The 21,158-nt window shown below is 74.6% G+C and carries 22 protein-coding genes and 1 pseudogene; 7 read left to right on the top strand and 16 right to left on the bottom strand.

Annotated features, from left to right (window positions below):
• Positions 1-190: 190 nt before the first annotated feature.
• Entirely contained in the window at positions 191-988 is a 798-nt protein-coding gene (locus tag FVA95_RS20960; protein WP_149665701.1) for an SDR family oxidoreductase, read from the top strand.
• Between the two features lie 46 nt (positions 989-1,034).
• Here FVA95_RS20960 and FVA95_RS20955 read toward each other — a convergent pair whose 3' ends face one another.
• Entirely contained in the window at positions 1,035-1,853 is an 819-nt protein-coding gene (locus tag FVA95_RS20955; protein ID WP_149665691.1) for a sigma-70 family RNA polymerase sigma factor, read from the bottom strand.
• Positions 1,854-2,081: 228 nt separating this feature from the next.
• Entirely contained in the window at positions 2,082-2,264 is a 183-nt protein-coding gene (locus FVA95_RS20950; protein ID WP_075307450.1) for a DUF1508 domain-containing protein, read from the bottom strand.
• Between the two features lie 199 nt (positions 2,265-2,463).
• Between FVA95_RS20950 and FVA95_RS32145 the strand changes: the two genes are divergently transcribed.
• Positions 2,464-3,594 (top strand): SDR family oxidoreductase, encoded by a 1,131-nt coding sequence (locus FVA95_RS32145; RefSeq protein WP_205015919.1) that lies wholly within the window; start codon positions 2,464-2,466, stop codon positions 3,592-3,594.
• A 277-nt stretch (positions 3,595-3,871) separates the two neighbouring features.
• The gene (locus tag FVA95_RS20935) at positions 3,872-5,110 is read left to right on the top strand and encodes a TerC family protein (protein ID WP_149665690.1); all 1,239 of its coding nucleotides are present in this window, start codon (positions 3,872-3,874) and stop codon (positions 5,108-5,110) included.
• On the opposite strand, the gene mgtE is transcribed toward FVA95_RS20935, so the two are convergent.
• Positions 5,040-6,365 carry a magnesium transporter gene (gene mgtE, locus FVA95_RS20930; protein ID WP_149665689.1) on the bottom strand — a complete coding sequence of 442 codons (1,326 nt, stop codon included), beginning with the start codon at positions 6,363-6,365 and terminating at the stop codon, positions 5,040-5,042. The two genes, FVA95_RS20935 and mgtE, sit on opposite strands and share 71 nt — an antisense overlap.
• Positions 6,366-6,506: 141 nt before the next feature.
• On the opposite strand from mgtE, the gene FVA95_RS20925 reads away from it, so the two are divergent.
• Positions 6,507-6,905, top strand: a complete 399-nt coding sequence (locus FVA95_RS20925) for a DUF3040 domain-containing protein (RefSeq protein ID WP_161992379.1) — start codon at positions 6,507-6,509, stop codon at positions 6,903-6,905.
• Between the two features lie 96 nt (positions 6,906-7,001).
• On the opposite strand, the gene FVA95_RS20920 is transcribed toward FVA95_RS20925, so the two are convergent.
• The 10 genes and pseudogenes from FVA95_RS20920 to FVA95_RS20880 all read right to left on the bottom strand — a co-directional run bounded on the left by FVA95_RS20920 (position 7,002) and on the right by FVA95_RS20880 (position 16,558).
• Complete coding sequence (locus FVA95_RS20920; protein WP_149665687.1) at positions 7,002-8,345, bottom strand: NtaA/DmoA family FMN-dependent monooxygenase; 1,344 nt, start codon at positions 8,343-8,345, stop codon at positions 7,002-7,004.
• Between the two features lie 22 nt (positions 8,346-8,367).
• Positions 8,368-9,030, bottom strand: coding sequence for a methionine ABC transporter permease (locus tag FVA95_RS20915; RefSeq protein ID WP_075333627.1), 663 nt, complete (start codon positions 9,028-9,030; stop codon positions 8,368-8,370).
• Complete coding sequence (locus tag FVA95_RS20910) at positions 9,027-10,115, bottom strand: methionine ABC transporter ATP-binding protein (protein ID WP_149665686.1); 1,089 nt, start codon at positions 10,113-10,115, stop codon at positions 9,027-9,029. Before FVA95_RS20910 ends, FVA95_RS20915 begins: the two co-directional genes overlap by 4 nt.
• Complete coding sequence (locus FVA95_RS20905; protein WP_149665685.1) at positions 10,115-11,011, bottom strand: MetQ/NlpA family ABC transporter substrate-binding protein; 897 nt, start codon at positions 11,009-11,011, stop codon at positions 10,115-10,117. Before FVA95_RS20905 ends, FVA95_RS20910 begins: the two co-directional genes overlap by 1 nt.
• Positions 11,012-11,338: 327 nt before the next feature.
• Entirely contained in the window at positions 11,339-12,442 is a 1,104-nt protein-coding gene (locus FVA95_RS20900) for an LLM class flavin-dependent oxidoreductase (protein WP_149665684.1), read from the bottom strand.
• Positions 12,439-13,566 (bottom strand): ABC transporter substrate-binding protein, encoded by a 1,128-nt coding sequence (locus FVA95_RS20895; protein WP_149665683.1) that lies wholly within the window; start codon positions 13,564-13,566, stop codon positions 12,439-12,441. The genes FVA95_RS20900 and FVA95_RS20895 overlap by 4 nt, the downstream gene beginning before the upstream one ends.
• A pseudogene (locus FVA95_RS20890) lies at positions 13,556-14,271 on the bottom strand (ABC transporter ATP-binding protein). The gene FVA95_RS20895 and the pseudogene FVA95_RS20890 overlap by 11 nt, the downstream one beginning before the upstream one ends.
• Positions 14,268-15,023: an ABC transporter permease subunit gene (locus FVA95_RS20885; protein ID WP_149665700.1), complete on the bottom strand. Its 756-nt coding sequence runs from the start codon at positions 15,021-15,023 to the stop codon at positions 14,268-14,270. The pseudogene FVA95_RS20890 and the gene FVA95_RS20885 overlap by 4 nt, the downstream one beginning before the upstream one ends.
• A 211-nt stretch (positions 15,024-15,234) precedes the next feature.
• Positions 15,235-15,348 (bottom strand): putative leader peptide, encoded by a 114-nt coding sequence (locus FVA95_RS33995; RefSeq protein WP_368667344.1) that lies wholly within the window; start codon positions 15,346-15,348, stop codon positions 15,235-15,237.
• A 112-nt stretch (positions 15,349-15,460) separates the two neighbouring features.
• Complete coding sequence (locus FVA95_RS20880) at positions 15,461-16,558, bottom strand: LLM class flavin-dependent oxidoreductase (protein ID WP_240051636.1); 1,098 nt, start codon at positions 16,556-16,558, stop codon at positions 15,461-15,463.
• A 388-nt stretch (positions 16,559-16,946) separates the two neighbouring features.
• Between FVA95_RS20880 and FVA95_RS20875 the strand changes: the two genes are divergently transcribed.
• Positions 16,947-18,047, top strand: a complete 1,101-nt coding sequence (locus FVA95_RS20875; protein WP_149665681.1) for an LLM class flavin-dependent oxidoreductase — start codon at positions 16,947-16,949, stop codon at positions 18,045-18,047.
• Positions 18,048-18,157: 110 nt separating this feature from the next.
• Here FVA95_RS20875 and FVA95_RS20870 read toward each other — a convergent pair whose 3' ends face one another.
• Together FVA95_RS20870 and FVA95_RS20865 are read right to left on the bottom strand one after the other, a co-directional pair.
• A complete protein-coding gene (locus tag FVA95_RS20870) occupies positions 18,158-18,529 on the bottom strand; it encodes an OsmC family protein (protein ID WP_149665680.1) in 372 nt (123 codons plus the stop codon).
• The gene (locus tag FVA95_RS20865; RefSeq protein ID WP_149665679.1) at positions 18,505-19,095 is read right to left on the bottom strand and encodes a TetR/AcrR family transcriptional regulator; all 591 of its coding nucleotides are present in this window, start codon (positions 19,093-19,095) and stop codon (positions 18,505-18,507) included. Before FVA95_RS20865 ends, FVA95_RS20870 begins: the two co-directional genes overlap by 25 nt.
• A 71-nt stretch (positions 19,096-19,166) precedes the next feature.
• Here FVA95_RS20865 and FVA95_RS20860 point away from each other — a divergent pair, with 71 nt between their 5' ends.
• The gene (locus FVA95_RS20860) at positions 19,167-19,535 is read left to right on the top strand and encodes a DUF1330 domain-containing protein (RefSeq protein WP_149665678.1); all 369 of its coding nucleotides are present in this window, start codon (positions 19,167-19,169) and stop codon (positions 19,533-19,535) included.
• On the top strand, positions 19,535-20,287 hold the full coding sequence (locus FVA95_RS20855) for an alpha/beta fold hydrolase (RefSeq protein WP_149665677.1): 753 nt from the start codon (positions 19,535-19,537) through the stop codon (positions 20,285-20,287). The genes FVA95_RS20860 and FVA95_RS20855 overlap by 1 nt, the downstream gene beginning before the upstream one ends.
• Before the next feature lie 82 nt (positions 20,288-20,369).
• Here the strand turns inward: FVA95_RS20855 and FVA95_RS20850 are convergent, their stop codons facing one another.
• On the bottom strand, positions 20,370-21,113 hold the full coding sequence (locus FVA95_RS20850; protein WP_149665676.1) for a hypothetical protein: 744 nt from the start codon (positions 21,111-21,113) through the stop codon (positions 20,370-20,372).
• Positions 21,114-21,158: the final 45 nt, after the last annotated feature.

The raw sequence follows: 21,158 nt of genomic DNA, 5'->3' as shown, positions 1-21,158 counted from the left end.
CACGCGGACCGTTTCGCTGCCGGAGCCACGGGTAGCCGCGGTCCGGTCGGCGGGTGCGGCCGTCGATCCCCTCGAACGTGCCCGTCGGTCTCCCGCCCGCCGTCGCACCGACGCGGGACGACCGTGAGGAGCCCCTGTGCCCGACAGCCCGCCCGCTCAGCAGCAGACCCCACCCGGTGACACCGCGGCGATGACCCCCGAGCCCCGCGACGAGATGCGCGGCTACCGGGGCCGTGACCTGCTCGCCGGCACCGTCGCACTGGTCACGGGCGGCGACTCCGGCATCGGGCGCGCCGTCTGCGTCGCCTTCGCGAAGGAGGGCGCCGACGTCGCCCTGGCCTATCTCGACGAGGACGCCGACGCCGAGCACACCGCGCGGCTCGTTCGCGACGAGGGCCGCCGCTGCCTGACCCTGCCCGGTGACCTCGGCGACGCCGGGCACTGCGCCGAGGTCGTGCGCCGTACCGTCGACGAGCTCGGCCGCCTGGACACCGTGGTCAACAACATCGCCACCCAGGAACCCGTCGACGATCTCACCGACATCGACGACGACGCCTGGCTGCGCACCTTCGAGGTGAACATCCACAGCTACTTCCGCGTGACCAAGGCGGCCCTCGCGCACCTGCCCGACGGCGGCGCGATCGTCAACACCGGGTCGATCAACGGGTTGCGCGGCAACAAGAGCCTCATCGACTACTCCGCCACCAAGGGCGCGGTGCAGTCGCTGACGTACTCGCTCGCCCAGTCGCTGACCCCGCGCGGCATCCGGGTCAACTGCGTCGCCCCCGGTCCGGTGTGGACCCCGCTGATCCCGGCGACCATGCCGGAGGAGAAGGTCGAGGGCTTCGGGGAGCAGACCCCGATGGGGCGGCCCGCGTCCGCGGACGAGATCGCCCCGTCCTTCGTGTTCTTCGCCGCCCCGCGGCTGTCCTCCTACTACACCGGGGAGGTGCTCGCCCCGGTCGGTGGCGAGACCCTGCCCGGCTGACACCGGGAGGTCGCGGGGAGCTCGCCGCCGGGGAGGCCCGCACGGGTCAGTCGCCGGTGAGCCGCTCGCGCAGCCGCGACAGCGTGCGGGACAGCAGCCGGGACACGTGCATCTGGGAGATGCCCAGGTCGGCGGTGATCTGGGACTGGGTCCGGTCGCCGTAGAAGCGCAGCACCAGGATGCGGCGCTCCCGCTCGGGCAGCTCGGCCAGCGCCGCGCGCATGCCCGGGCCGTGGGCCGCCAGGTCCAGCGCCGGGTCCTCTCCGCCCAACCGCTCGACGAGCGGCAGGGTCTGACCGGGGCCGTCGCCGTCGCCGACGGGGGCGTCGAGGGACCTGGCGTGGTGCGACTCCAGCGCGCCGAGCGCGTCGACGACCTCGTCGACCGATACGCCGGCCTCCTCGGCGATCTCCGACGGCCGCGGCGGGCGCCCGAGGCGCTGGCCCATCTCGTCGGCGATCCGGCCGACCGTAACGGCCAGCTCCTTGAGGTCGCGCGGCACCCGCACCGACCACGAGTGGTCGCGCAGGTGACGCTTCATCTCGCCGCGGATGCTCGGCACGAGGTAGCCCAGCGGGCCCCCGGTCGCCGACCCCGGGTCGTACCGGTCGACCGCCTTGACCAGGCCGAGCATGCCGGCCTGCTCGATGTCCTCGGCGCCCCGGCCGGGAGCGGCGAAGCGCCGGGACAGGTTGCGCACCAGGGGACGGAACTCGGTGATGACGTGGTCGCGCAACGCCGCCCGGCCGGGTGCATCCTCCGGGGTGGCCGCCAGCTGGTGCAGATCGGGGATGAGGTCGTCGTAGCCGTGGCGGCCGTCGCGGGTGCGCTCCGCGGGCCGGGTGGGAAGTGTGGGACTGTGCATGGTCCCTCGCAATCGCCGATGGCAGTGCGGGGTCCGCTGCGTGTTGAACGGATCTCGGATCGGCTCCCTGGGCACGGTACGTATCGGAGCCGGACGATCACGGTAACCCCGGGCCGCGGCCCCCACAACCCGTCGGAGCCGCGGCCGGGCAACGCGGTGACCGCACCCCTCGTCGGACGCGGCGCGTCCGACGAGGGGTGCGGTCGTCTCCGGGGAGTCGGTGGTCGGTCAGGCGTCGACCTCGGCGACGGTGGCGCCGTCCGCGGCGCGCTGCACCGCCTCGCAGCCCTTGTGCGCCGCCGCCTTCGTCTCGTAGGCCTCGCCGACCGCGACGACCTGTCCGTTGCTCGCCTTGAGCCGGAACCGGAACTTTCCGCCCCGGTCCTCGTACACCTCGAACTTGCCTGCCACAGGGACCTCCTCGTCTCGACCGGTACCCGCGGTTGCTGCGGATGGGGGCGCACGTTAGTCCACATGGCGTTGCGATGTGGAACGACGCGGCGGGCCCGGGGTCACCGGTCCCGGTGGTCCCGGAAGGGTCTCAGCGGGCTCTCAGCGGGCCGTGACCTTCTCAGGGGCACCACAGCGTCCGGGTCCTAGCGTGCCGGACATGCCGACTGCACTGGTGACCGGAGCGAGCCGAGGGCTCGGCGCCGTCTACGCCCGCGAGCTCGCCGAGCGCGGGTACTCCGTCGTCCTCGTGGCGCGCGACGCCGCCCGCCTCGCCGAGGTCGCCGAGTCCGTCGGCCGGGCCACCGGCGCGATCGTGGAGACGCTGCCCGCCGACCTCACCGACCCGGCGGGGCTGGTCGCCGTCGAGCGCCGGATCACCGACCGGGACCTGCCGATCGACGTGCTGGTCAACAACGCGGGCGTCGAGACCGACGCGGTGTTCACCGAGGCGCCGGTCGAGGTGCTCGCCGGCGAGATCGACCTCAACGTGACGGCCCTGATGCGCCTCACCCGCGCGGCGGTCCCGGCGATGACCGCCCGCGGCCACGGAGGGGTCCTCAACATCGCGAGCGTCGCCGGGTACCTGCCCTCGGGGGGCAACGCCTACGGTGCGTCGAAGTCCTGGGTGCTGGCGTTCAGCGACACCGTCGCGGCGTCGCTGCACGGCACCGGGGTGACCGTGACCGCGGTCGCCGCGGGCCGGATCCGGACCGACGACGACCCGCAGGGCCCGCTGTGGCTCGACCCCCGCGACGTCGTGCGCCGCTCGCTCGACGACCTGGCCCGCGGCCGCACGCTGTCCGCGCCGGGCTGGGTGTACCGGGCACTGGTCGGCTACCTGGAGGCGCCGCGCACCGCGCTGCGGCTGGCCGCACGGGTCGCGGGCCGGGGCCGGGAGCGCTGCGAGCGGCTGGAGCGGGGGAGCGGGCACACCCGGCCGTCGCCGGTCCCGACGCCGTTCCGTGACGCACCTGCCCCGTCCCGGCCGCTGCCCGCCGTGGCGGTGGGCCCGGCGATCCCGGTGCCGCCGGTCCTGCCCGAGGAGCCGGTGCGGCCCGCGCACGTCGCCGCCGCGACCTTCCCGGCGCCGCGGGTGTCGGGCACCGGGCCGCTGCCCGTCGTGACCCGTCCGGCCGTGGCAGGGTCCGGGTCCCTCCCGGCCCGCCCGTCCGCCGCGCGCGCGGCCACCTCCGCGACGGCCCGCGCCGCCGTCCGCAGGCTGCCCGCCGCCCCCCGTCCGGTGCAGCCGGCCCGCGAGGTCGCGACCGTCCGGCTCGCCGCGGGCTGAGAGCCTGGGCCGGCTCCGCGACCGGTTCCGGGCCGTCGCCGGGGACCGCGTTCGACGGCGGAAACGGACAGATGTGACGAGGCTCGCGTACCCCCCGTTGTCGGAACTCAGGGCCATGCCCTAGCGTTTGCCCGGTCGAAGGGGAGTACTCCCGAACACGGCGTCGCCGTCAATACGGAACCAGGACGAGCTGGTCCCGGTGGCGCCGGTCCATCGCGGTCACCGCGGCGGGCGGAGGAGACCTTCAGCGCCCCTATCTGCGCTGGAGGATCCCGCAATGAACGTTCCCCTCTGGGTGTGGCTGGCGACGGTCGCCGTCGTCATCGGCATGCTCGTGTTCGACTTCGTCGGGCACGCCCGTGATCCGCACGAGCCCACGCTGCGCGAGTCGGCGATCTGGTCGGCCGGCTACATCGCGATCGCCCTGCTGTTCGGCGTCGGTGTCGGCGTCTTCTCGGGCTGGCAGTACGGCGGCGAGTACATGGCCGGCTGGCTGACCGAGAAGGCCCTCTCGGTCGACAACCTGTTCGTCTTCCTGCTGATCATGACCAGCTTCGCGGTGCCGAAGGTGCACCAGCAGAAGGTTCTGCTGATCGGCATCGCGATAGCGATCGTCATGCGCGGTGCGTTCATCGCGGTCGGCGCGGTGATCATCGAGCAGTTCGTCGCGGTGTTCTACCTGTTCGCGATCATCCTGTTCTGGCTCGCCTGGTCCCAGATCCGCGAGGCGCTGTCCTCCGACGACCACGAGCAGGCCGACGCGGGTGACTCGAGGCTCATCCGTCTGGTCCGCAGGGTGCTGCCCACCTCCACCGAGTACGACGGCGCGAAGCTCGTCACCCGCATCGACGGCAAGCGGCTCCTCACCCCGATGGCGCTGGTCATCGTCGCGATCGGGCTGACCGACCTGCTGTTCGCGTTCGACTCGATCCCGGCGATCTTCGGCCTCACCCAGGAGCCGTTCCTGGTGTTCACCGCGAACGCCTTCGCCCTGCTCGGCCTGCGCCAGCTGTACTTCCTGATCGGCGGCCTGCTGGAGCGCCTGATCTACCTGGCGCACGGCCTCTCGGTGATCCTCGCGTTCATCGGCGTCAAGCTCACCCTGCACGCGCTGCACGAGAACAACGTGCCGTTCATCAACGACGGGCAGCCGCTGCCGGTGCCCGAGGTGCCGATCTGGCTGTCGCTGCTGGTCATCACCGGGACGATCGCCGTCGCCGCCGTCGCGAGCCTGGTGGTCTCGCGCCGCCGCGCCGCCGCGGCCGGTGACGCCCCCCCTCCGGTACTGCCGGCACCGGCTCCGGGAGCACCGGCTCCGACGACGCGGGCGACGACGGCGAGGTCGGCCACGGCGACGCCACCGGCCACGGCGACGCCACCGGCCACGGCGACGCCACCGGCCACGGCGACGCCACCGGCCACGGCGACGCCACCGTGCGCGCCGGTCAGAGCCCCAGCACCAGCCGGGCGACCGAGAAGTAGATCAGCAGCCCGGTCGCGTCGACGAGGGTCGTGACCAGGGGAGCGGACACCACCGCCGGGTCGATCCCGACCCGGCGGGCCAGCAGCGGCATCGTCGCGCCGACCGTCGCCGCCCAGCCGCAGATCGCCACCAGGGTCACCGCCACCACGACGGCGATCTGGAACCCGACCAGCAGCGACGCGACGAGCAGGCCGAGCGCGCCGAGCAGGGTGCCCAGCAGCAGCCCGACCCGCAGCTCCCGCCAGACGACGGCGGGCAGGTCGGCCAGCCGCACCTCCCCGACGGCGATCGCCCGGACCGCCGCCGACGCGGACTGGGCACCGGCGTTGCCGCCGGTGCCCACGAGCAGCGGGATGAACAGGGCCAGCGCGGTGACCTGCTCCAGGGCGTCCTCGAAGATCTGGAGCACGTTGACCGTGAGCACCGCGGCGAGCAGCAGCACCGCCAGCCACACCGCGCGGGTGCGCGCCAGCTTCGTGACCCGCACGTACATGTAGTGGCCCGACCACGGCGCCGCACCGGACTGGCGGGCGGTGTCCTCGGTGTCGGCACGCTCCAGGATCTCGACGGCGTCGTCGATGGTGAGCAGGCCCAGCAGCCGGTCCTCGGAATCGACGACCAGCAGGTCGAGCAGGTTCGCCTCGCCCATCAGCCGTGCGGCGTCCTCGGCGGTGTCGGTGGCCCGCACCCGTGGGGCGCCGTCGTCGACGAGGTCGGCGACGGCGTCGTCCGGCCGGGCCAGCACCAGGTCGCGCAGCGAGACGGTGCCGATCACCCGGCGCCCGGCGTCGGTGACGGCGAGGGTGTAGACGGTCTCGGCCCGGGCGCCCTTGCGTCGCACGACGGCCAGTGCCTCGGTCACGCTGCTGTGCAGCGGTACGGCGACGGTCTCCGGGGTCATCACCCGCCCGACCGAGCCGTCGGGGTAGCCCAGCAGCGCCGCGGTCATCTCCCGCTCCGAGGCCGAGAGCCCGGCGAGCATCCGGGTCGCGACCTTCGCCGGGGCCTCGCCGAGCATCCGTGCGCGGTCGTCGGGATCCATGTCCTCGACCAGGGCGGTCACGGCGTCGTCGCGCAGCCCGGCCAGCAGCTCCTGCTGGTCGACCGGGTCGAGCTCCTCGAACACGTCGAGCGCGCGGTCCTTGTCGAGCAGCCGGAACACCCATCCCGCGTCGACCGGTTGCATCCGGGCCAGCGCGTCGGCGATCTCGTGGGCGGGCCGTCCGTCGAGCCGGTCGAGGACTCCGGCGGGGTCGTGGCGTTCGACGAGATCGGTCCAGCGTTCCATGCGGCCGATCCTGCCGCCGGGGCCTGCCGCGTGCAGCGGCGGGAGTATGTCCGTTTCGGTAGGATCGGTGACATCTTCAGCACATCCCGGATGGCTGCGGCCGGGAGCGGGAACCCGGTCGGTGGCACCGAGGAGGTCACGATGTCCGTCACACCCCCGCCCCTGCCGCCGTCGTCGCCCGGCGGTGGGACCGGCGATCCCGATCCGCACCCGTCCGCGCGACCCCTGGACCGCGACGAGGAGCTCCGCCTCTCCGCCCTCGAGCAGGAGCTCCGCCGTTCCGACCCGCGGCTCGACACCGAGCTGACCGCACCGCACCGGCCATCGCGCGCCGCGGGCGGCCGTGCCGACCGGATCCTGCAGGCCGTCGCGATCACCGTGATCGTGCTGGTCCTCGTGCCGGGCGACTGGATCGCCGGGCTGTTGTCGTTCGGGCTGCTGCTCGGCATCCCGGTGGTGATGGCCTGGATCGCCGTCCGCGCGCACCGGGAGAACATCGCCCGGGATCAGGCCGAGGGCCGCGACGACGAGCGCCCCTGAGCGCCGGGCCCGCCGCGGCCCGATCGGATCCGGCGCCGTCGGCCGCGTCGACCGCGGGAGCCGCCGTCGAGCACGACGGCACCGTCAGCGGCACGGTCAGCCCGCGGCCGGAGCCGCCGTCGCCGCCTCGGTCGGGTCGGTCGTCGAGCGGACGGCCGGGAGCCCGAGGTGCTCGCGCAGCGTCGTCCCGGTGTAGTCGGTGCGGAACGACCCGCGCTCCTGCAGCAGCGGCACGACCGTGTCGGCGAACTCGTCGAGCCCGCCCGGGGTGACGTGCGGGACGAGCACGTAGCCGTCCGCGGCGTCGGACTGCACGGCGTCGTCGATCGCGTCGGCGACCGTCCGGGGGCTCCCGACGAAGGTGTGCCGCCCGGTCACCTCGATCACCGTCTCCCGCAGCGAGAGGCCCTTCTCCGCGGCGAGGGCGCGCCACTGGTCGGCGACGGCCTTCGGGTCCCGGTACTGGCGCACGCTGGCGCGACCCTTCGACACGAGCTCGCCCTCGACCGGGTCGAACTCGGGCAGCGGGCCGTCCGGGTCGCGGTCGGACAGGTCGGTGTTCCACAGCTGCTCGGCGAACACGATCGCGGTCTGCGGGCTGACCTGCTGGGAGCGGATCACCTCGGCGCGCTCGGCGGCCTCGGCGTCGGTGTCACCCAGCACGTACGTCGCGGCGGGCAGGATCTTCAGGTCGTCCCAGGCCCGGCCGTAGCGGGCGAGGCGGCCCTTCACGTCGGCGAGGAACGCCCGCCCGGCCTCGGGCTCGGCGTGCCGGGAGAAGATCGCGTCGGCCGACGCGGCGGCGAACTCGCGCCCCTCCTCGGAGTCCCCGGCCTGCAGGATCACCGGGCGGCCCTGCGGGCTGCGCGGCAGCGAGAACCGGCCGTGCACGTCGAACTGGTCGGAGGAGTACGCGAACTCGCCGCGGTCGCCCGCGCCGGTGCGCGAGTCCCAGATCGCGGCGGTCGCGGCCAGCTGCTCCTTCGCCCGGGAGTAACGCTTCTCCTTCGGCAGGAAGCCGCCGCGACGGAAGTTCTCACCGGTGAACGCGTCCCACGAGGTCACCACGTTCCAGGCGGCCCGGCCGCCGGACAGGTGGTCCAGCGACGAGAACTGGCGGGCGACGTCGTAGGGCTCGGTGAAGGTGGAGTTGATCGTGCCGGCCAGGCCGAGCCGGTCGGTGACCGCCGCCAGGGCGTTCAGGATCGTGAAGGTGTCCGGGCGGCCCATCACGTCGAGGTCGTAGATCTCGCCGCGGTGCTCGCGCAGGCGCAGGCCCTCGGCGAGGAACAGGAAGTCGAACTTCGCCCGTTCGGCCGTCCGCGCGAAGTGCGCGAACGACTCGAACTCGATGTGGCTGCCGGACGCCGGGTCGCTCCACACCGTGGTGTTGTTGACGCCCGGGAAGTGGGCGGCGAGGTGGATCTGCTTGCGTGGCATGCGTGTCCTCCCGACGTGGCTTCTACCGGTGCAACACCCTCCGGGCCAGGGTGTTCCCGAGCAGCTGCGCGCACTGCACGACGACCACGATGATCGCCACCGTCAGCAGCGTCACCGGCCAGTCGAACTGCTGGTAGCCGTAGGTGATGGCGAAGTCGCCCAGCCCGCCGCCGCCGACGTAGCCGGCCATCGCCGACATGTCGACGACCGCGACGAACACGAACGTGTAGCCGAGCACCAGCGGTGCCAGTGCCTCGGGCACGAGCACGCTCCACACGATCCGGAACCGGCTCGCCCCCATCGCCCGCGCCGCCTCGACGACCGCCGGGTCCACCGACACCAGGTTCTGCTCGACGATGCGGCCGATGAAGAACGTCGCCATCGCGACCATGGGGAACAGCACCGAGCGGGTGCCGATCGTCGTGCCCATCACGAGCAGGGTCAGCGGGCCCACGGCGGTGATGAAGATGATGAACGGGATCGGCCGCACGATGTTGACCAGCACGTTCAGCACGCCGAACACGGCGCGGTGCGCGTACAGGCCGCCGGGACGGGTGGTGTGCAGGGCGACGCCGAGCAGCAGCCCGAGCAGCCCGGCCAGCAGCATCGTCCAGAACACCATGTAGGCGGTCTGGAGCACCGACAGCCACAGCACCGGGCTCAGGGTCTCCCAGTCGGCCTTCATGCGGACTCCTCGTCCTGGGTGGTGACGGCGTCCCGGGTGGTGACGGCGCCGTCCGGGGTGACCCGGGTGACGCGCGAGAGCTCGTCGACGCAGGCGTCGACGGCGGCGTCGACGCCGGTCAGGGCCAGGGTGAGGCTGCCGACGGGGCGACCGGACAACTCGCGGATGCCGCCGTGCACCACGGTCGCGCGGACCCCGTGCGCGGCCGGGACCCGCGCGATCGCGTCCTGGGCGTCGGCAGCGGCCGAGCCGGGCCCGCCGACGCCGACGGTCACCAGCCGGCCGGGGTGGCGCTCGCGCAGCCGGGCGAGCGTCTCCGGCGACGGCACGTCCTGCAGGACGCCGTGCACGAAGCGGCGCGTCGCCGGGTGCGACGGCGCGGCGAACACGTCGTACACCTCGCCGTCCTCGATGACCCTGCCCTGCTCCATGACCACGACCCGGTCGCACACGTCGGCGACGACCTCCATCTCGTGGGTGATCACGACGACCGTGGTGCCCAGCTCGCGGTTGACCCGGCGCAGCAGGGCCAGCACCTCCCGGGTCGTCTCCGGGTCCAGCGCGCTGGTCGCCTCGTCGGCGAGCAGGATCGACGGCGACGTGGCGAGGGCCCTGGCGATGCCGACCCGCTGCTTCTGCCCACCGGACAGCCGCGCCGGGTAGCGCCCGGCCAGCTCGGCGAGCCCGACGAACTCCAGCAGCTCCGCGACGCGGGCGCGGCGCTCCTCCCGGGAGCGGCCGGCGACGGCGAGCGGGTAGCCGACGTTGCCGGCGACCGTGCGCGAGTTCATCAGCGCGAACTGCTGGAAGATCATCCCGACCTCGCCGCGCAGCTCGCGCAGCCCCCGTTCGGACAGCTCGGAGGTGATCCGCCCGCGCACCGTGACGGTGCCCGACGTCGGCAGCTCCAGTGCGTTGATCATCCGGACGAGCGTGGACTTTCCCGCCCCCGACCAGCCGATCACGCCGGTGATCCCGCCCTCGGCGATGTCGAGGTCCACGTCGTCGACGGCGGTGACCCCCGGGCCGCGGCGGGCCGGGAACGTGCGGGTCGCGCCCGAGAACGAGATCACCGGCTCCGCCATCAGCGTGCCCGCAGCTGCTGCTCGATCCCGGCCAGGGTCTGGCGCAGGTCCTCCGCGGAGTTGTCGCGGAACACACCGCCGTCGCCGAGGTCGCGGCGGGCGGCGTCGAGGACCTGCGGGTCGTGGTAGATCCGGACCAGCGTCGCGTACACCGGGTCGTCGGCCTGGTCGGCCCGGGCGACGAACAGGTTGATGTAGGGCTTGGCCTTCTCCGAGTCCGGGTCCTCCTGGTAGAGGACCTGGTCCCGGGTCAGGTTGGCCGACTGCGCGTAGTTGTTGTTGACGATCGCGGCGTCGGCGCTCGCCAGGTTCGCCGCGGTCTGGGCCGCGTCGACCGGGGTGACGGTGACCTTCGAGGCGGCGCGGTCGATGTCGGCCGGGGTGGAGGTGGTGGTGCCCCCGTCGGTCAGCCTGAGCAGCCCGGCGGACTGCAGGACGGTCAGTGCCCGGGCCTGGTTCACCGCGTCGTTCGGGATGACGACCTGCCCGCCCTGCGGGATCTGCGCCAGGTCGGTGTGCTTCGTCGAGTACAGCGGCAGCGGGTACACCGCGGTCGCGCCGACCGGCACCAGCGTGTCGTTGTTCTGGACGTTGTAGTTCGCCAGGTACTGCAGGTGCTGGAACTGGTTGAGGTCCAGCTGGCCCTGGGCCAGCGCCGGGTTCGGCTGGTTGTAGTCGGTGAAGTTGGTCAGCTCGACGGTGATCCCCTGGGCGGCGGCCTTGTCGGTGAAGACCTTCCAGTAGGGCTCGGCGCCGTCGGAGACGCCGATCCGGACGGTCCGCGACCCGCTCTCACCACCACCGGACGAGGACTCGCCGGGGGCGGCGCAGCCGGCTGCCAGCACGGCGAGCACGGCGACGGGGACCAGCAGGGACAGTGCGCGTGGCAGGCGCATCGGACTTCCTCTCGGCTCCGGCCCCGGGACGGGTCGCGTCCGGGTACCGGTGCGGCGGTGCAGCGGGGGATGTGCCGGGCACCGGGTACGGCGCCCCGCGAGGGTGACGCCGGGCGGGAGCAGGTGCTCCGGGGGGCGTGACCGGGGAGACCGGGCCACCGGACCGGGTCCCGCCGGGTGGGCGCGACCGGCCGCGGCGGGGCGGTCGGCACGATCGGAGAACCTACATCGGACGAACCGCCCGGACCGCACCGCCGCGACGAAGCTCACGGTGGCCGGGAGCGCCGTCCGGGACTCGGCCGATCGGAGCCGACCGGGGCCGGTTGCTCAGCGGGGCGGGTCGGCGAGCAGGCCATGCCGGCGCAGCTCGGGCAGCACACCCTCGCCGACCCGGTAGACCTCTTCCAGGTGCGGGTAGCCCGACAGCACGAACTCGTCGATCCCCAGCTCGTGGTACTCGGCGATCCGGTCGGCCACCTCGGTGTGCGACCCGACCAGCGCGGTCCCCGCACCGCCCCGGACCAGACCCACCCCGGCCCACAGGTTCGGCGCGATCGTCAGCGCGTCGGTCGAGCCGCGGTGCAGCGCGAGCATCCGTTGCTGCCCGACCGACTGGCTGGCCTGCAGGGTCGCCTGGGCGCGCTCGATCTCGGCCGGGTCGAGCGCGTCGAGCAGCCGGGCTGCCTCGGCCCACGCCTCGTCGGCGGTGTCGCGGGTGATCACGTGCAGCCGGATGCCGAAGCGGGGGCTGCGGCCCAGGTCGTCGGCGAGCTTGCGGACCCGCCCGATCTTCTCGGCGACGGCAGCGGGTGGCTCGCCCCAGGTCAGGTAGACGTCGGCGTGCCGGGCGGCGACCGGCAGCGCGGCGTCGGACGAGCCTCCGAAGTAGACCGGGGGCAGCGGGTCCGGCGGGGCGAGGGTGGTGGCGCCGTCGACGTCGTAGTGGGCGCCGGTGAAGTCGAACGGCTCGGGCGACCAGGCGCCGCGCAGCACGGTGAGGAACTCGTCGGTGCGGGCGTAGCGCTCGTCGTGGGAGGCGTGGTCGCCGAAGCGGCGCTGCTCGACGGCGTCCCCGCCGGTGACGATGTTGAGCATCAGCCTGCCGCCGGAGACGCGCTGGTAGGTGGCGGCCATCTGGGCGGCGAGGGTCGGGGAGAGCACACCGGGCCGGAACGCGACGAGGTAGCGCAGCGTGCGGGTCTCGCGCAGCAGCGCCGCGGTGGTCAGCCAGGCGTCCTCGCAGAAGGTTCCGGTCGGGGTGAGGACGCCGTGGAAGCCCTGGGCCTCGGCGGCCCTGGCGATCTGAGCGAGGTAGTCGATGCTCGCCTCGCGGGCCGTCGAGCCCGCCTCGCCGCGGTCGGCGTGCCGGCGGGCGACGATGGTGCGGCCGTCGCCGGAGGTGGGCAGGAACCAGTGCGGGACGATGCTCATCGTGCTCCCGTCCGTCGGTCGGTGGGGGTGCCCGGGATGCCGTCCCGGGCCGCGGCCAGCGTGGTCGCCTCGAAGCGGCGGTCGACGAACGCGCCGACGTCCGCCCGGCCGGGGATCACCCCGGCCTCGGAGAACGCGTCGGCCAGCGCCTGCTGGGAGGCGACGACGGTGTCGTCGAGCGGGACCGGCAGGTCCGGGCCGCGTGCGACGGCCCGCCGGGTGATCGGCAGCGGGATGGTCGTCTCCTCGCTCCACACCCGGGCCCGCTGCTCGCGGTGGGAGTCGGAGTAGACCTGGGCGGCCGCGACCCTGGCCAGGTAGTCGGCCAGCGCGGCGCTGCGGGCCGGGTCGGCGAGGGTGGCGTTGGACGCGACCTGGAAGCCGTAGCCGTTCGCGTTGCCGGTGCCGTCGGCGACGATCCGAGCGCCGTCGTCGAGCTCGGCCTGGGAGGTGTAGGGGTCCCAGACGGCCCAGGCGTCGACGTCGCCCTGGCGGAACGCGCCGTAGGCGTCGGCGGGGGCGAGGAAGGTCAGGTCGACGTCGTCGAGGGTCATCCCGGCGGCCCGCAGCGTGGACAGCACCTGCCCGTGCGCCGACGTGCCCTTCCCGACGGCGATCCGCGCCCCGCGCAGGTCGGCGACGGTGCGGATCGGCGAGTCGCGGCGCACGAGGATCGCGTCGCTGGTGACGTTGCCGCGGTTGGCCGACACGACCTGCACCCGGGCGCGCGCCGCGGCGGCGAAGATCGTCGGGGTGTTGCCGGTGCCGCCGACGTCGATCGCGCCGGCCCGGGCCGCCTCGATCAGCGGGGGACCGGCGGTGAAGGTGCGCCACTCGATCCGGTAGGGCAGGTCGTCGAGGAGATCGGCGGCCCGCAGCAGGGACCGGGAGCCGCCCTTCTGGTCCCCGACGACGAGGGTCACCCCGGCCAGCGCGGCCGGGTCGACCGGCGGCTGCACCGGGGGCCGGGACACCGGGACCGAGGAGCACCCGGCGAGCACCAGCGCCGCGACCGCGACGGCCAGGACGGTGACACGCCGGCGCACCCGCGCGGCGGTCGTCGCACCCCCCGCACAGGTCGCGACGACCGCATCCGGGGTGCGACGGGGACGCTCACGCGGCATCGGCGGCGACCCCCAGCTCGTCGAGCACGGTGCGGCGCAGCGCGGCGAGCCGCTCGGGGTCGCGCGCGCGGTCGCCGGGGCGGTGCTCGTCGCCGATGCGGCCGTCGATCAGCACCAGCACCCGGTCGGCGAGCAGCAGCGCCTCGTCGACGTCGTGGGTCACGAGCAGCACGCCCGGGCGGTGCCGGTGCCACAGGTCGAGGACGAGCCGGTGCATGGTGATGCGGGTCAGCGCGTCCAGCGCGCCGAACGGCTCGTCGAGCAGCAGCAGGTCCGGCTCGCGGACCAGGGCCCGGGCCAGCGACGCCCGCTGGGCCTCGCCGCCGGACAGGGTCAGCGGCCAGGCGTCGGCCCGTGCGGTCAGCCCGACCTCGGCGAGCGCGGCGTCGGCGACCCCGGGGGGGGGGTGTCGCCGCCCAGGTCGCGGTGCAGGCCGAGCGCGACGTTGTCGCGGACCGTGCGCCACGGCAGCAGCCGTGGCTCCTGGAAGGCCACCGCGACCGAGCCGGGGACCTCGACGGTGCCCGACACCCCGGCGTCGGAGGCGTCGTCGAGCCCGGCGAGCAGCCGCAGCAGCGTCGACTTGCCCGAGCCGGACCGGCCGAGCAGGGCGACGAACTCGCCGTCGCCGATGGTGAGGTCCAGCCGGTCGAGGACCCGGCGGCCGTCGAACTCGCGGACCAGGTCGTGCACGCGGGCGCTCATCGGTCGGCCCCCGCCGGTCCGGCCGGGCGCCAGGCCAGGACACGGCGTTCCAGCCGGCGCACCAGGGCGTCGGTGCCCAGGCCGAGCAGCGCGTACACCGCCAGGCCCACGACGATCACGTCGGTGCGCAGGAACTCGCGGGCGTTCATGATCATGTAGCCGAGTCCGGCGTCGGCCGACGTCGTCTCCGCGACGATGATCGACAGCCAGGCGATCCCCAGCGCCAGGCGCAGGCCGGTGAGTGTGGAGGGCATCGCGCCGGGCAGCACCACGTGGCGCAGCTGCTCGGCGCGGGTGAACCCGGACACCGACGTCGCCTCGATCAGCTTCGGGTCCACCCCGCGGACCCCGGAGTGCACGTTGAGGTACATCGGGAACAGCACGCCGAGCGCGACGAGCAGCACCTTCGGCAGCTCCCCGATGCCGAACCAGAGGATGAACAGCGGCACCAGGCCGAGGTGCGGCAGCGTGCGCAGCATCTGCACCGGCGGGTCCACGAGCAGCCCGCCCCAGCGCGAGAGCCCCGAGACCACGCCGAGCCCGACCCCGACGACCAGGCCGAGGACCAGCCCGGTCGTGACCCGGGCGAGCGAGACCAGCAGCCCCTCGGGCAGCTCCCCGCTGCGGGTGAGGTCGACGGCGGCGGTCACCACCCGCAGGGGAGAGGCGAGCTCGTCCTCGGCGAGCAGCCCGGTCGACGACGCGAGCTGCCACAGGACGATCAGGGCGACCGGGGAGATCCAGCGGCGCAGGTCGGGGCGGTGCCGGGTCCGGCGGACGACGGGTGCGACGACGGGTGACGACGGCGTGGCGGGTGGTGCACCGGCGTCGGCCGGTGCGGGGGTCCAGGTCGTGGACACGATGGCTCCCGGGATTCACGGTGATGACAGGGGTGGGCAGGGGTGGGCGCACGACGGGGCGTCCCGCGGCACGGCGCGGCACGGGGCGGCGGGATCGCCGCGGTCAGCGACAGATGCAGCCGGCGAGGCGGAGCAGGTCCACGTGGCGGCGGCGGGTGAGGTCCCGGCCCGGACCGACGACGACCGTGCGTGACGGGGTGCGTCGGCCGGTGTTCATGCCACCAGGTGACCACGGCGTCCGGACCTCCACAAAACGGTGTCCGGACCGCGGGACGGGTGACGGGAGGTGTGCGGACCGCTTGCCTCCGTGGGTCCCGCTGGGTGGGATCTCAGGTCCGGGTCGCCCATTCCCGCGCCAGCAGCTCCTGCGAGACGACCCGGTCGGTGTGCCGGTGGGTGATGGTGGTCAGAAGCAGCTCGTCGGCGCCGGTGACGGCGCGCAGCCGCTCCAGGGCGTCGGCGACGGTGGCCGGTCCGCCGACGAGGCGGGTCGCGACCCGGTCGGTCACCAGCGCCGGGTCGGCCGGGAGTGCCTCGGCGTCCTCGGGGCGGGGGTAGGGGATGGCGCCCACCCCGGTGCGGATGCTGTGCACCCACGGGGCGAAGCCCGCCGCGATCCGGGCGGCGTGCGCGTCGTCGGTGCCCACGACGACGTCCGCGGACACCATCACGTGCGGTCGGTCCAGCCGGTCCGAGGGCCGGAACGCCTCCCGGTAGGCGGCCACGGCGTCGAGCACCGTCGCCGGGCTGACGTGGTAGTTCGCCGCGAACGGCAGCCCACGGCGCCCGGCGAGCACGGCGCTCTCCCCGCCGCTGGAGCCGAGCACCCAGGTCTGCAGGCCGGCCCCCTCGCCGGGGACGGCCCGGACCTCGACCCCGCCCGGGGCCCAGGTGCCGGCGATCAGCCCCTCGACGGCGTCGAGGAACTCCTCGTACGGGGGCGCCTGCGCCCCGGGCTGGCGCAGCGCGACCGTCGTGGCGCGGAACCGGGGCGAGGTCGCGAGCGCGGCGAGCGACACCGGGGCGGGGATCAGCACGCCGTCGACGACGCGGTCGCCGCGTCCGTCCGGTTCGCGGGCCGGCGGGCGCGGCCCGCCGGAGCGGCCGAGTCCGAGGTCGATCCGGCCGGGGTGCAGCCCGTCGAGGGTCCCGAAGTCCTCGACCACCGACAGCGGGGTCCGGTGGCCGGTCTGCACCGCCCCTGAACCGACCCGGATCGTGGTGGTCGCGGCGGCGACGGCGCCCATCAGGACGGCGGGCGAGGCCCCCGCGACGCCCGGGTTGACATGGTGCTCGGCGAGCCAGAACCGGGCGTAGCCGGCCCGTTCGGCGGAGCGGGCCAGGTCGAGGGTGTCGCGCAGGGCGTCGGCGACGGTCGAACCGGCCGGCACCGGGGAGAGGTCGAGTACGGACAGCGGTACGGGCACGACGGCAGACCTCCGGACGTGCCCGGGGCGGTCGCGACGACCGGGCCGGGCGAGGGGTGTGCGCCCCCGGCGAGCCCGACGCGGGACGTGGGACGTGGGCGGGCCGGGGCTCGGGCTCGGGCGGTGCGCTCCGGGCGGGTCCGGCCCGGAGCGACGCCGTCGCCCGCCGATCCTCACCCCGCGTGCGACGGGGGCGCAACCCCGGTGCTGCTTGCTACCGTCGACGTCGTGCCGGCCGCCCCGCCGCGCCGCCCGTCCGCGGGACCGCGCGACGGCCCGGTCCGGCCGGGACGCCCCCGGCGCACCCGCGTTCCGCCGGCGCCCGGCCCCGCCCGGCACGTCCGGTGACGACGCGTGCGGCGCGGCCGCGCGTGAGGCGGTGCTTCCCATGAGGTTCCAGGTTCTCGACATCGTTCCGCACGCCCCGCACCCGGTGACCGGCGAGATCGTCGACACCCACGAGCGGCTGCGCCGGGTGGTGGACACCGCGGTGCTCGCCGAGCGGCTGGGGTTCGACTCCTACGCCGTCGGCGAGCGGCACGCCGGAGAGTTCGTCTCGTCCGCGCCCACCGTGCTGCTGGGAGCGATCGCCCAGGCCACGTCCCGGATCCTGCTCTCGACCGGGGTGACGGTGCTGTCGCTGCTCGACCCGGTCCGTGTGGCCGAGGACTACGCGACGGTCGACCAGCTCTCCGGTGGCCGGCTGGAGATCGTGATCGGGAAGGGCAACGAGGACCGGCACTTCCCGATGTTCGGGCTCGAGCTCGGCCGCCAGTACGAGTACCTCACCGAGAACTACGAGCTGCTGCGCCGCCTGCTGCGCGAGGACGGGGTGGACTGGACGGGCACCCACCACGCCGACCTGGCGGGCGTGACGACCTTCCCTCGGCCGTTCGCGGGCCCGTTCCGGATCTGGCACGGCTCGGCGACCTCGACCGTCGCCGTCGACCTCGCCGCCCGCTGGGGCGACCCGATCTTCTCGGCGAACGCGCTGCAGCCGCGGGAGAACTACCGCGTCCTCATCGACCGCTACCGGGAGAAGCTCGTCGAGCACGGCCACGACCCGGCGCTGGGCTACGTCGGCTCCGGCTCGGGCGGGCTGTTCCTCGCCGACACCGACGCCGAGGCGATCGCGGAGTACCGCCCGGTCTACGAGGGGTTCGCCGCGAAGATGCGGGCCGCGCACGCCGGGGACGACCGTCCGGGCAAGGCCACCTCGTTCGCGACCGTCGAGGAGGCGGTGGCGCACGGCCCCGCGCTGGTCGGGAGCCCGGAGCGGGTCGCGGCGAAGATCCTCGACTACCACGGGGCCTACGGCCACGACGTCCAGTCGGTGTCGGTCAACCCGGTGCTGCCCTACGCACGCCAGCACGAGGTGCTGACCCGGTTCGCGACCGAGGTGGTGCCGCTGGTGCGTCGCGAGGTGTCGACGACGCTGTGGGGCCCCGACGACGCCGGCCGTGCGGCCGGGTTCACCGCCGCCGCCTGACCCCGACCCCTCCCACTGGCCGGTACCCGGCGCGACGGGCGGGCCGGTCGCACTGGTCCAGCGCGACCGGCCCGGCCGTGCGGTGCGGGGAGCGGGACGGCGGTGCCGGGTCAGCCGGCGTCGGGCAGCGCCACCGGGGTCCAGTCGTTGGCGAACTCCAGGCCGCTGCGCTCGAACAGCTGGGTGACCGGGCACCGCCGCGCGGTCTCCGACACCAGCCGCTCGAACTGCGCGGGCGTCGCGTCGGTCTCGACGGTGGCCCGGACCTGCACCCGGTCGAAGTTGGCGTTGCCCTCGGCGCCACCGACGAGCACCGCGGTGTCGAGGTCACCGCGCACCTCGAAGGTCCAGTGGCCCAGGCGGATCCCCAGGTCCTTCGCGACCAGGCTCGCCGTCACCTGGTTGCACGAGGTCAGGGAGCCGAGTGCGTAGAACAGCGGGCGGGCCCCGGAGCGGGCTACCGGGCCAGGGCACGGCGCCACTGGGCGGTGACGCTCCGGCGCAGCGCCTCGGTGTCGACGCTGTCCGGGGCGAGCAGCCGCTGCAACGCGATCCCGCGCAGCTGCCCGACGACGGCGGTCGCGACCTCGTCCGCGCCGGAGTCCGCCGTGATGCTGCCGTCCGCGATGCCGGCCTCGACGTCGTCGCGCAGGTCGGCGCGGAAGGCCGCGTCCCGTTCGCGGAAGATCGGGGCGAGTTCCGGCTGGGTGGCGGCCTCGGCCCACAGCAGCAGGAAGGCCTGGTGGAACGCACCGATCCGGCCGAGCTCCCCGAGGTAGCCGTCGATCAGCCGCAGCAGGCGGTCGAGGCCGGGTGGGAGGTCGTCGAGTCCCGGGACGAACCCGGCCTGGGTGGCGCGCGCCAGCCGCTCCACCAGCGCCTGCTTCCCGCCGAAGTGGTGGGTGACGATGCCGCGGCTGTACCCGGCCCGTTCCCCGACACGGGCGAGCGTCAGCGACCGCACGCCCTGCTCGACGACGAGCTCGGCGGCGGCGGTGAGCAACGCGGCTTCGGCCTGGTCGCGGCGTTCCTGCTGGGTACGGCGCATGGCCGGACACTAGCAAATAAACTTGCGTGTTATCCAACAAGTATGTGTAGGGTGGGTGTCAGGAGGTTCCGATGATCGAGATCGAAGACCACGCCCTGGACGCCCTGCTGGCCGACGACCCCGGTGGCCCGGTCGTGATGCTGAACCTGTTGCGGTTCCGCCCGGACGGCGGCCGGGAGAGCTACCAGCGCTACGCCGACGCTCTCCGGGCCGAGCTCAACCCCCGCTACGGCCTGCAGGTGGTGTACCTCGGTGTCGGTGAGCCGGCGCTGGTCGCCGAGAGCGGGCAGGCCTGGGACATGGTCGTACTGGTCCGCTACCCGGACCGGCAGGCCTTCGCGGCCATGGTCCGCGATCCCGGGTACCAGGCGATCACCCACCTGCGGACCGAGGCGCTGGTGGAGTCGGTCCTGCAGCCGACGACGCCGGTGGCGGGCTGATGCCCGCGGTGTTCGTCCACGGCAACCCCGAGACGGCGGCGGTCTGGGACCTGCTGCTGGCGGAGCTCGCGCCCACGCGGACCGACGTGGTGTGCCTGTCGCCGCCCGGTTTCGGTGCGTCCCTGCCCGCCGGGTTCGAGGCCACCCCGGCCGGCTACCGCGACTGGCTGGCCGGCGAGCTGGCGGCCTTCGGCGAGCCGGTGGACCTGGTGGGCCACGACTTCGGCGGCGTTCACGTCCTCAACGTCGTGCTGAGCCACCCGCACCTGGTCCGCAGCTGGGTCAGCGACGCCCTCGGAGTGTTCGACCCGGACCACGAGTGGCACGAGCTCGCCCGCCGCTGGCAGACCCCGGGCGTCGGCGAGGCCGACGTCGCGGCGCGCTTCGGTGCCGCGCCCGCCGAGCGCGCCGCGGTGCTGGTGGAACGCGGGATGGGTCGGGCGGTCGCGGGGCGCGTCGCAGCCGGGCAGGGCGAGGAGATGGGCCGCGCGGTGCTCTCCCTGTACCGGTCCGCCGCCGCGGCCGGTGCGCCCGGCCTCGGCCTGCCGCTGGAACGCGCGGCGGCCCGGCCGGGTCTCGCCGTCCTGGCGACGGCCGACCACGTCGTCGGCACCGAGGAACAACGCCGCCGGGCGGCCGCCCGCGCCGGGGCCCGGGTCGCGGTCCTCGACGGTCTCGGCCACTGGTGGATGACCCACGAGCCGGCCCGTGGTGCCGCGGCGCTGGCCGGGTTCTGGGCGTGCCTCGGCTGAGGCACGGCGGGCGGTGCGGGTCGGCCCGGTGGTGGACGGGGGAAGCGCGACGGCGCCGTACCCGGGCCGCCCGTTCGACGGGTCAGTCCGCCCGGGACGCGGCCTCGGCGGTGACCGCGCGGGCGACCTCGTCCGGCACGACGCGGGCGCCCGGCCGGTAGGTCACCGACCGCAGGTCGCCGGTGAACCGGAAGATCCCGCGCCGCCGCCGCAGCGCCCAGGACACCGGCCCGCGGGCGTCGCGGCCGACCGAGATGCCGGTCCAGGGTGCCATCCCGGTCAGCGCCCACCGGTCGGGTAGCGCGGCGACCGGGGCCCCGTCGGCGGAGACGGCGAGGTGCCAGCGCAGGTCCGGCGTCGCCGTCACGGACAGGACGACCCTGCGGGCCCCGGCCGGGGCCGGGCCGTCCGCGGTGGACACCCGGCCGCCCGTGTTGTGCAGCACGACCAGCCGCCCGTCCTCGACGGCGAGCAGGTAGCCGCCGAACGCGTCGCCGTGCGCGACGAGCACGCCCTCGTCGCCCGGGGCGAGCCCGCCGAGAGCGGCCTCGACGTCGAACGACCGGAACGCGATGAGCTGCGCGGACCGGTAGCGCTCCAGCACCGGGGTGCCGGGCAGGATCCGCACCGGCTCGGCCAGGCGGGCCTCGCCCGGCCGTCGCACCGCCAGGTCACCGCGGTCGAGCAGCGGGAACACGGTGTTCTCCCAGGCGGCGCGCTCCCAGGCCGCGGCGAGCTCGGCGGCCCGCTGCGGATGAGGGGCCTGTGCAACGAACGGTGGTTCCGGCCCGACACGCCGGACCTCAGCGTCCGGCGGGATGGGCACTGTGAGTGATGACATCAGACCCTATGGGCTCTGCTGAGAACGAGA

This window comes from Pseudonocardia sp. EV170527-09, assembly GCF_008369905.1.
Taxonomy (GTDB): Bacteria; Actinomycetota; Actinomycetes; order Mycobacteriales; family Pseudonocardiaceae; genus Pseudonocardia.
The sequence above is the reverse complement of the archived record's forward strand: the minus strand, read 5'-3'. Positions and strand labels throughout refer to the sequence as shown.

What these genes read in the sequence shown, in the direction of transcription:
- FVA95_RS20935 (WP_149665690.1), top strand. Translation starts at nt 3,872, where the DNA reads ATGAACGTTCCCCTCTGGGTGTGGCTGGCGACGGTCGCCGTCGTCATC.
- FVA95_RS20955 (WP_149665691.1), bottom strand. Translation starts at nt 1,853, where the DNA reads ATGCACAGTCCCACACTTCCCACCCGGCCCGCGGAGCGCACCCGCGAC.
- FVA95_RS20920 (WP_149665687.1), bottom strand. Translation starts at nt 8,345, where the DNA reads ATGCCACGCAAGCAGATCCACCTCGCCGCCCACTTCCCGGGCGTCAAC.
- FVA95_RS20905 (WP_149665685.1), bottom strand. Translation starts at nt 11,011, where the DNA reads ATGCGCCTGCCACGCGCACTGTCCCTGCTGGTCCCCGTCGCCGTGCTC.
- FVA95_RS20860 (WP_149665678.1), top strand. Translation starts at nt 19,167, where the DNA reads ATGATCGAGATCGAAGACCACGCCCTGGACGCCCTGCTGGCCGACGAC.
- FVA95_RS20900 (WP_149665684.1), bottom strand. Translation starts at nt 12,442, where the DNA reads ATGAGCATCGTCCCGCACTGGTTCCTGCCCACCTCCGGCGACGGCCGC.
- FVA95_RS20960 (WP_149665701.1), top strand. Translation starts at nt 191, where the DNA reads ATGACCCCCGAGCCCCGCGACGAGATGCGCGGCTACCGGGGCCGTGAC.
- FVA95_RS20865 (WP_149665679.1), bottom strand. Translation starts at nt 19,095, where the DNA reads ATGCGCCGTACCCAGCAGGAACGCCGCGACCAGGCCGAAGCCGCGTTG.
- FVA95_RS20910 (WP_149665686.1), bottom strand. Translation starts at nt 10,115, where the DNA reads ATGGCGGAGCCGGTGATCTCGTTCTCGGGCGCGACCCGCACGTTCCCG.
- FVA95_RS20875 (WP_149665681.1), top strand. Translation starts at nt 16,947, where the DNA reads ATGAGGTTCCAGGTTCTCGACATCGTTCCGCACGCCCCGCACCCGGTG.
- FVA95_RS20925 (WP_161992379.1), top strand. Translation starts at nt 6,507, where the DNA reads ATGTCCGTCACACCCCCGCCCCTGCCGCCGTCGTCGCCCGGCGGTGGG.
- mgtE (WP_149665689.1), bottom strand. Translation starts at nt 6,365, where the DNA reads ATGGAACGCTGGACCGATCTCGTCGAACGCCACGACCCCGCCGGAGTC.
- FVA95_RS33995 (WP_368667344.1), bottom strand. Translation starts at nt 15,348, where the DNA reads ATGAACACCGGCCGACGCACCCCGTCACGCACGGTCGTCGTCGGTCCG.
- FVA95_RS20895 (WP_149665683.1), bottom strand. Translation starts at nt 13,566, where the DNA reads ATGCCGCGTGAGCGTCCCCGTCGCACCCCGGATGCGGTCGTCGCGACC.
- FVA95_RS20915 (WP_075333627.1), bottom strand. Translation starts at nt 9,030, where the DNA reads ATGAAGGCCGACTGGGAGACCCTGAGCCCGGTGCTGTGGCTGTCGGTG.
- FVA95_RS20855 (WP_149665677.1), top strand. Translation starts at nt 19,535, where the DNA reads ATGCCCGCGGTGTTCGTCCACGGCAACCCCGAGACGGCGGCGGTCTGG.
- FVA95_RS32145 (WP_205015919.1), top strand. Translation starts at nt 2,464, where the DNA reads ATGCCGACTGCACTGGTGACCGGAGCGAGCCGAGGGCTCGGCGCCGTC.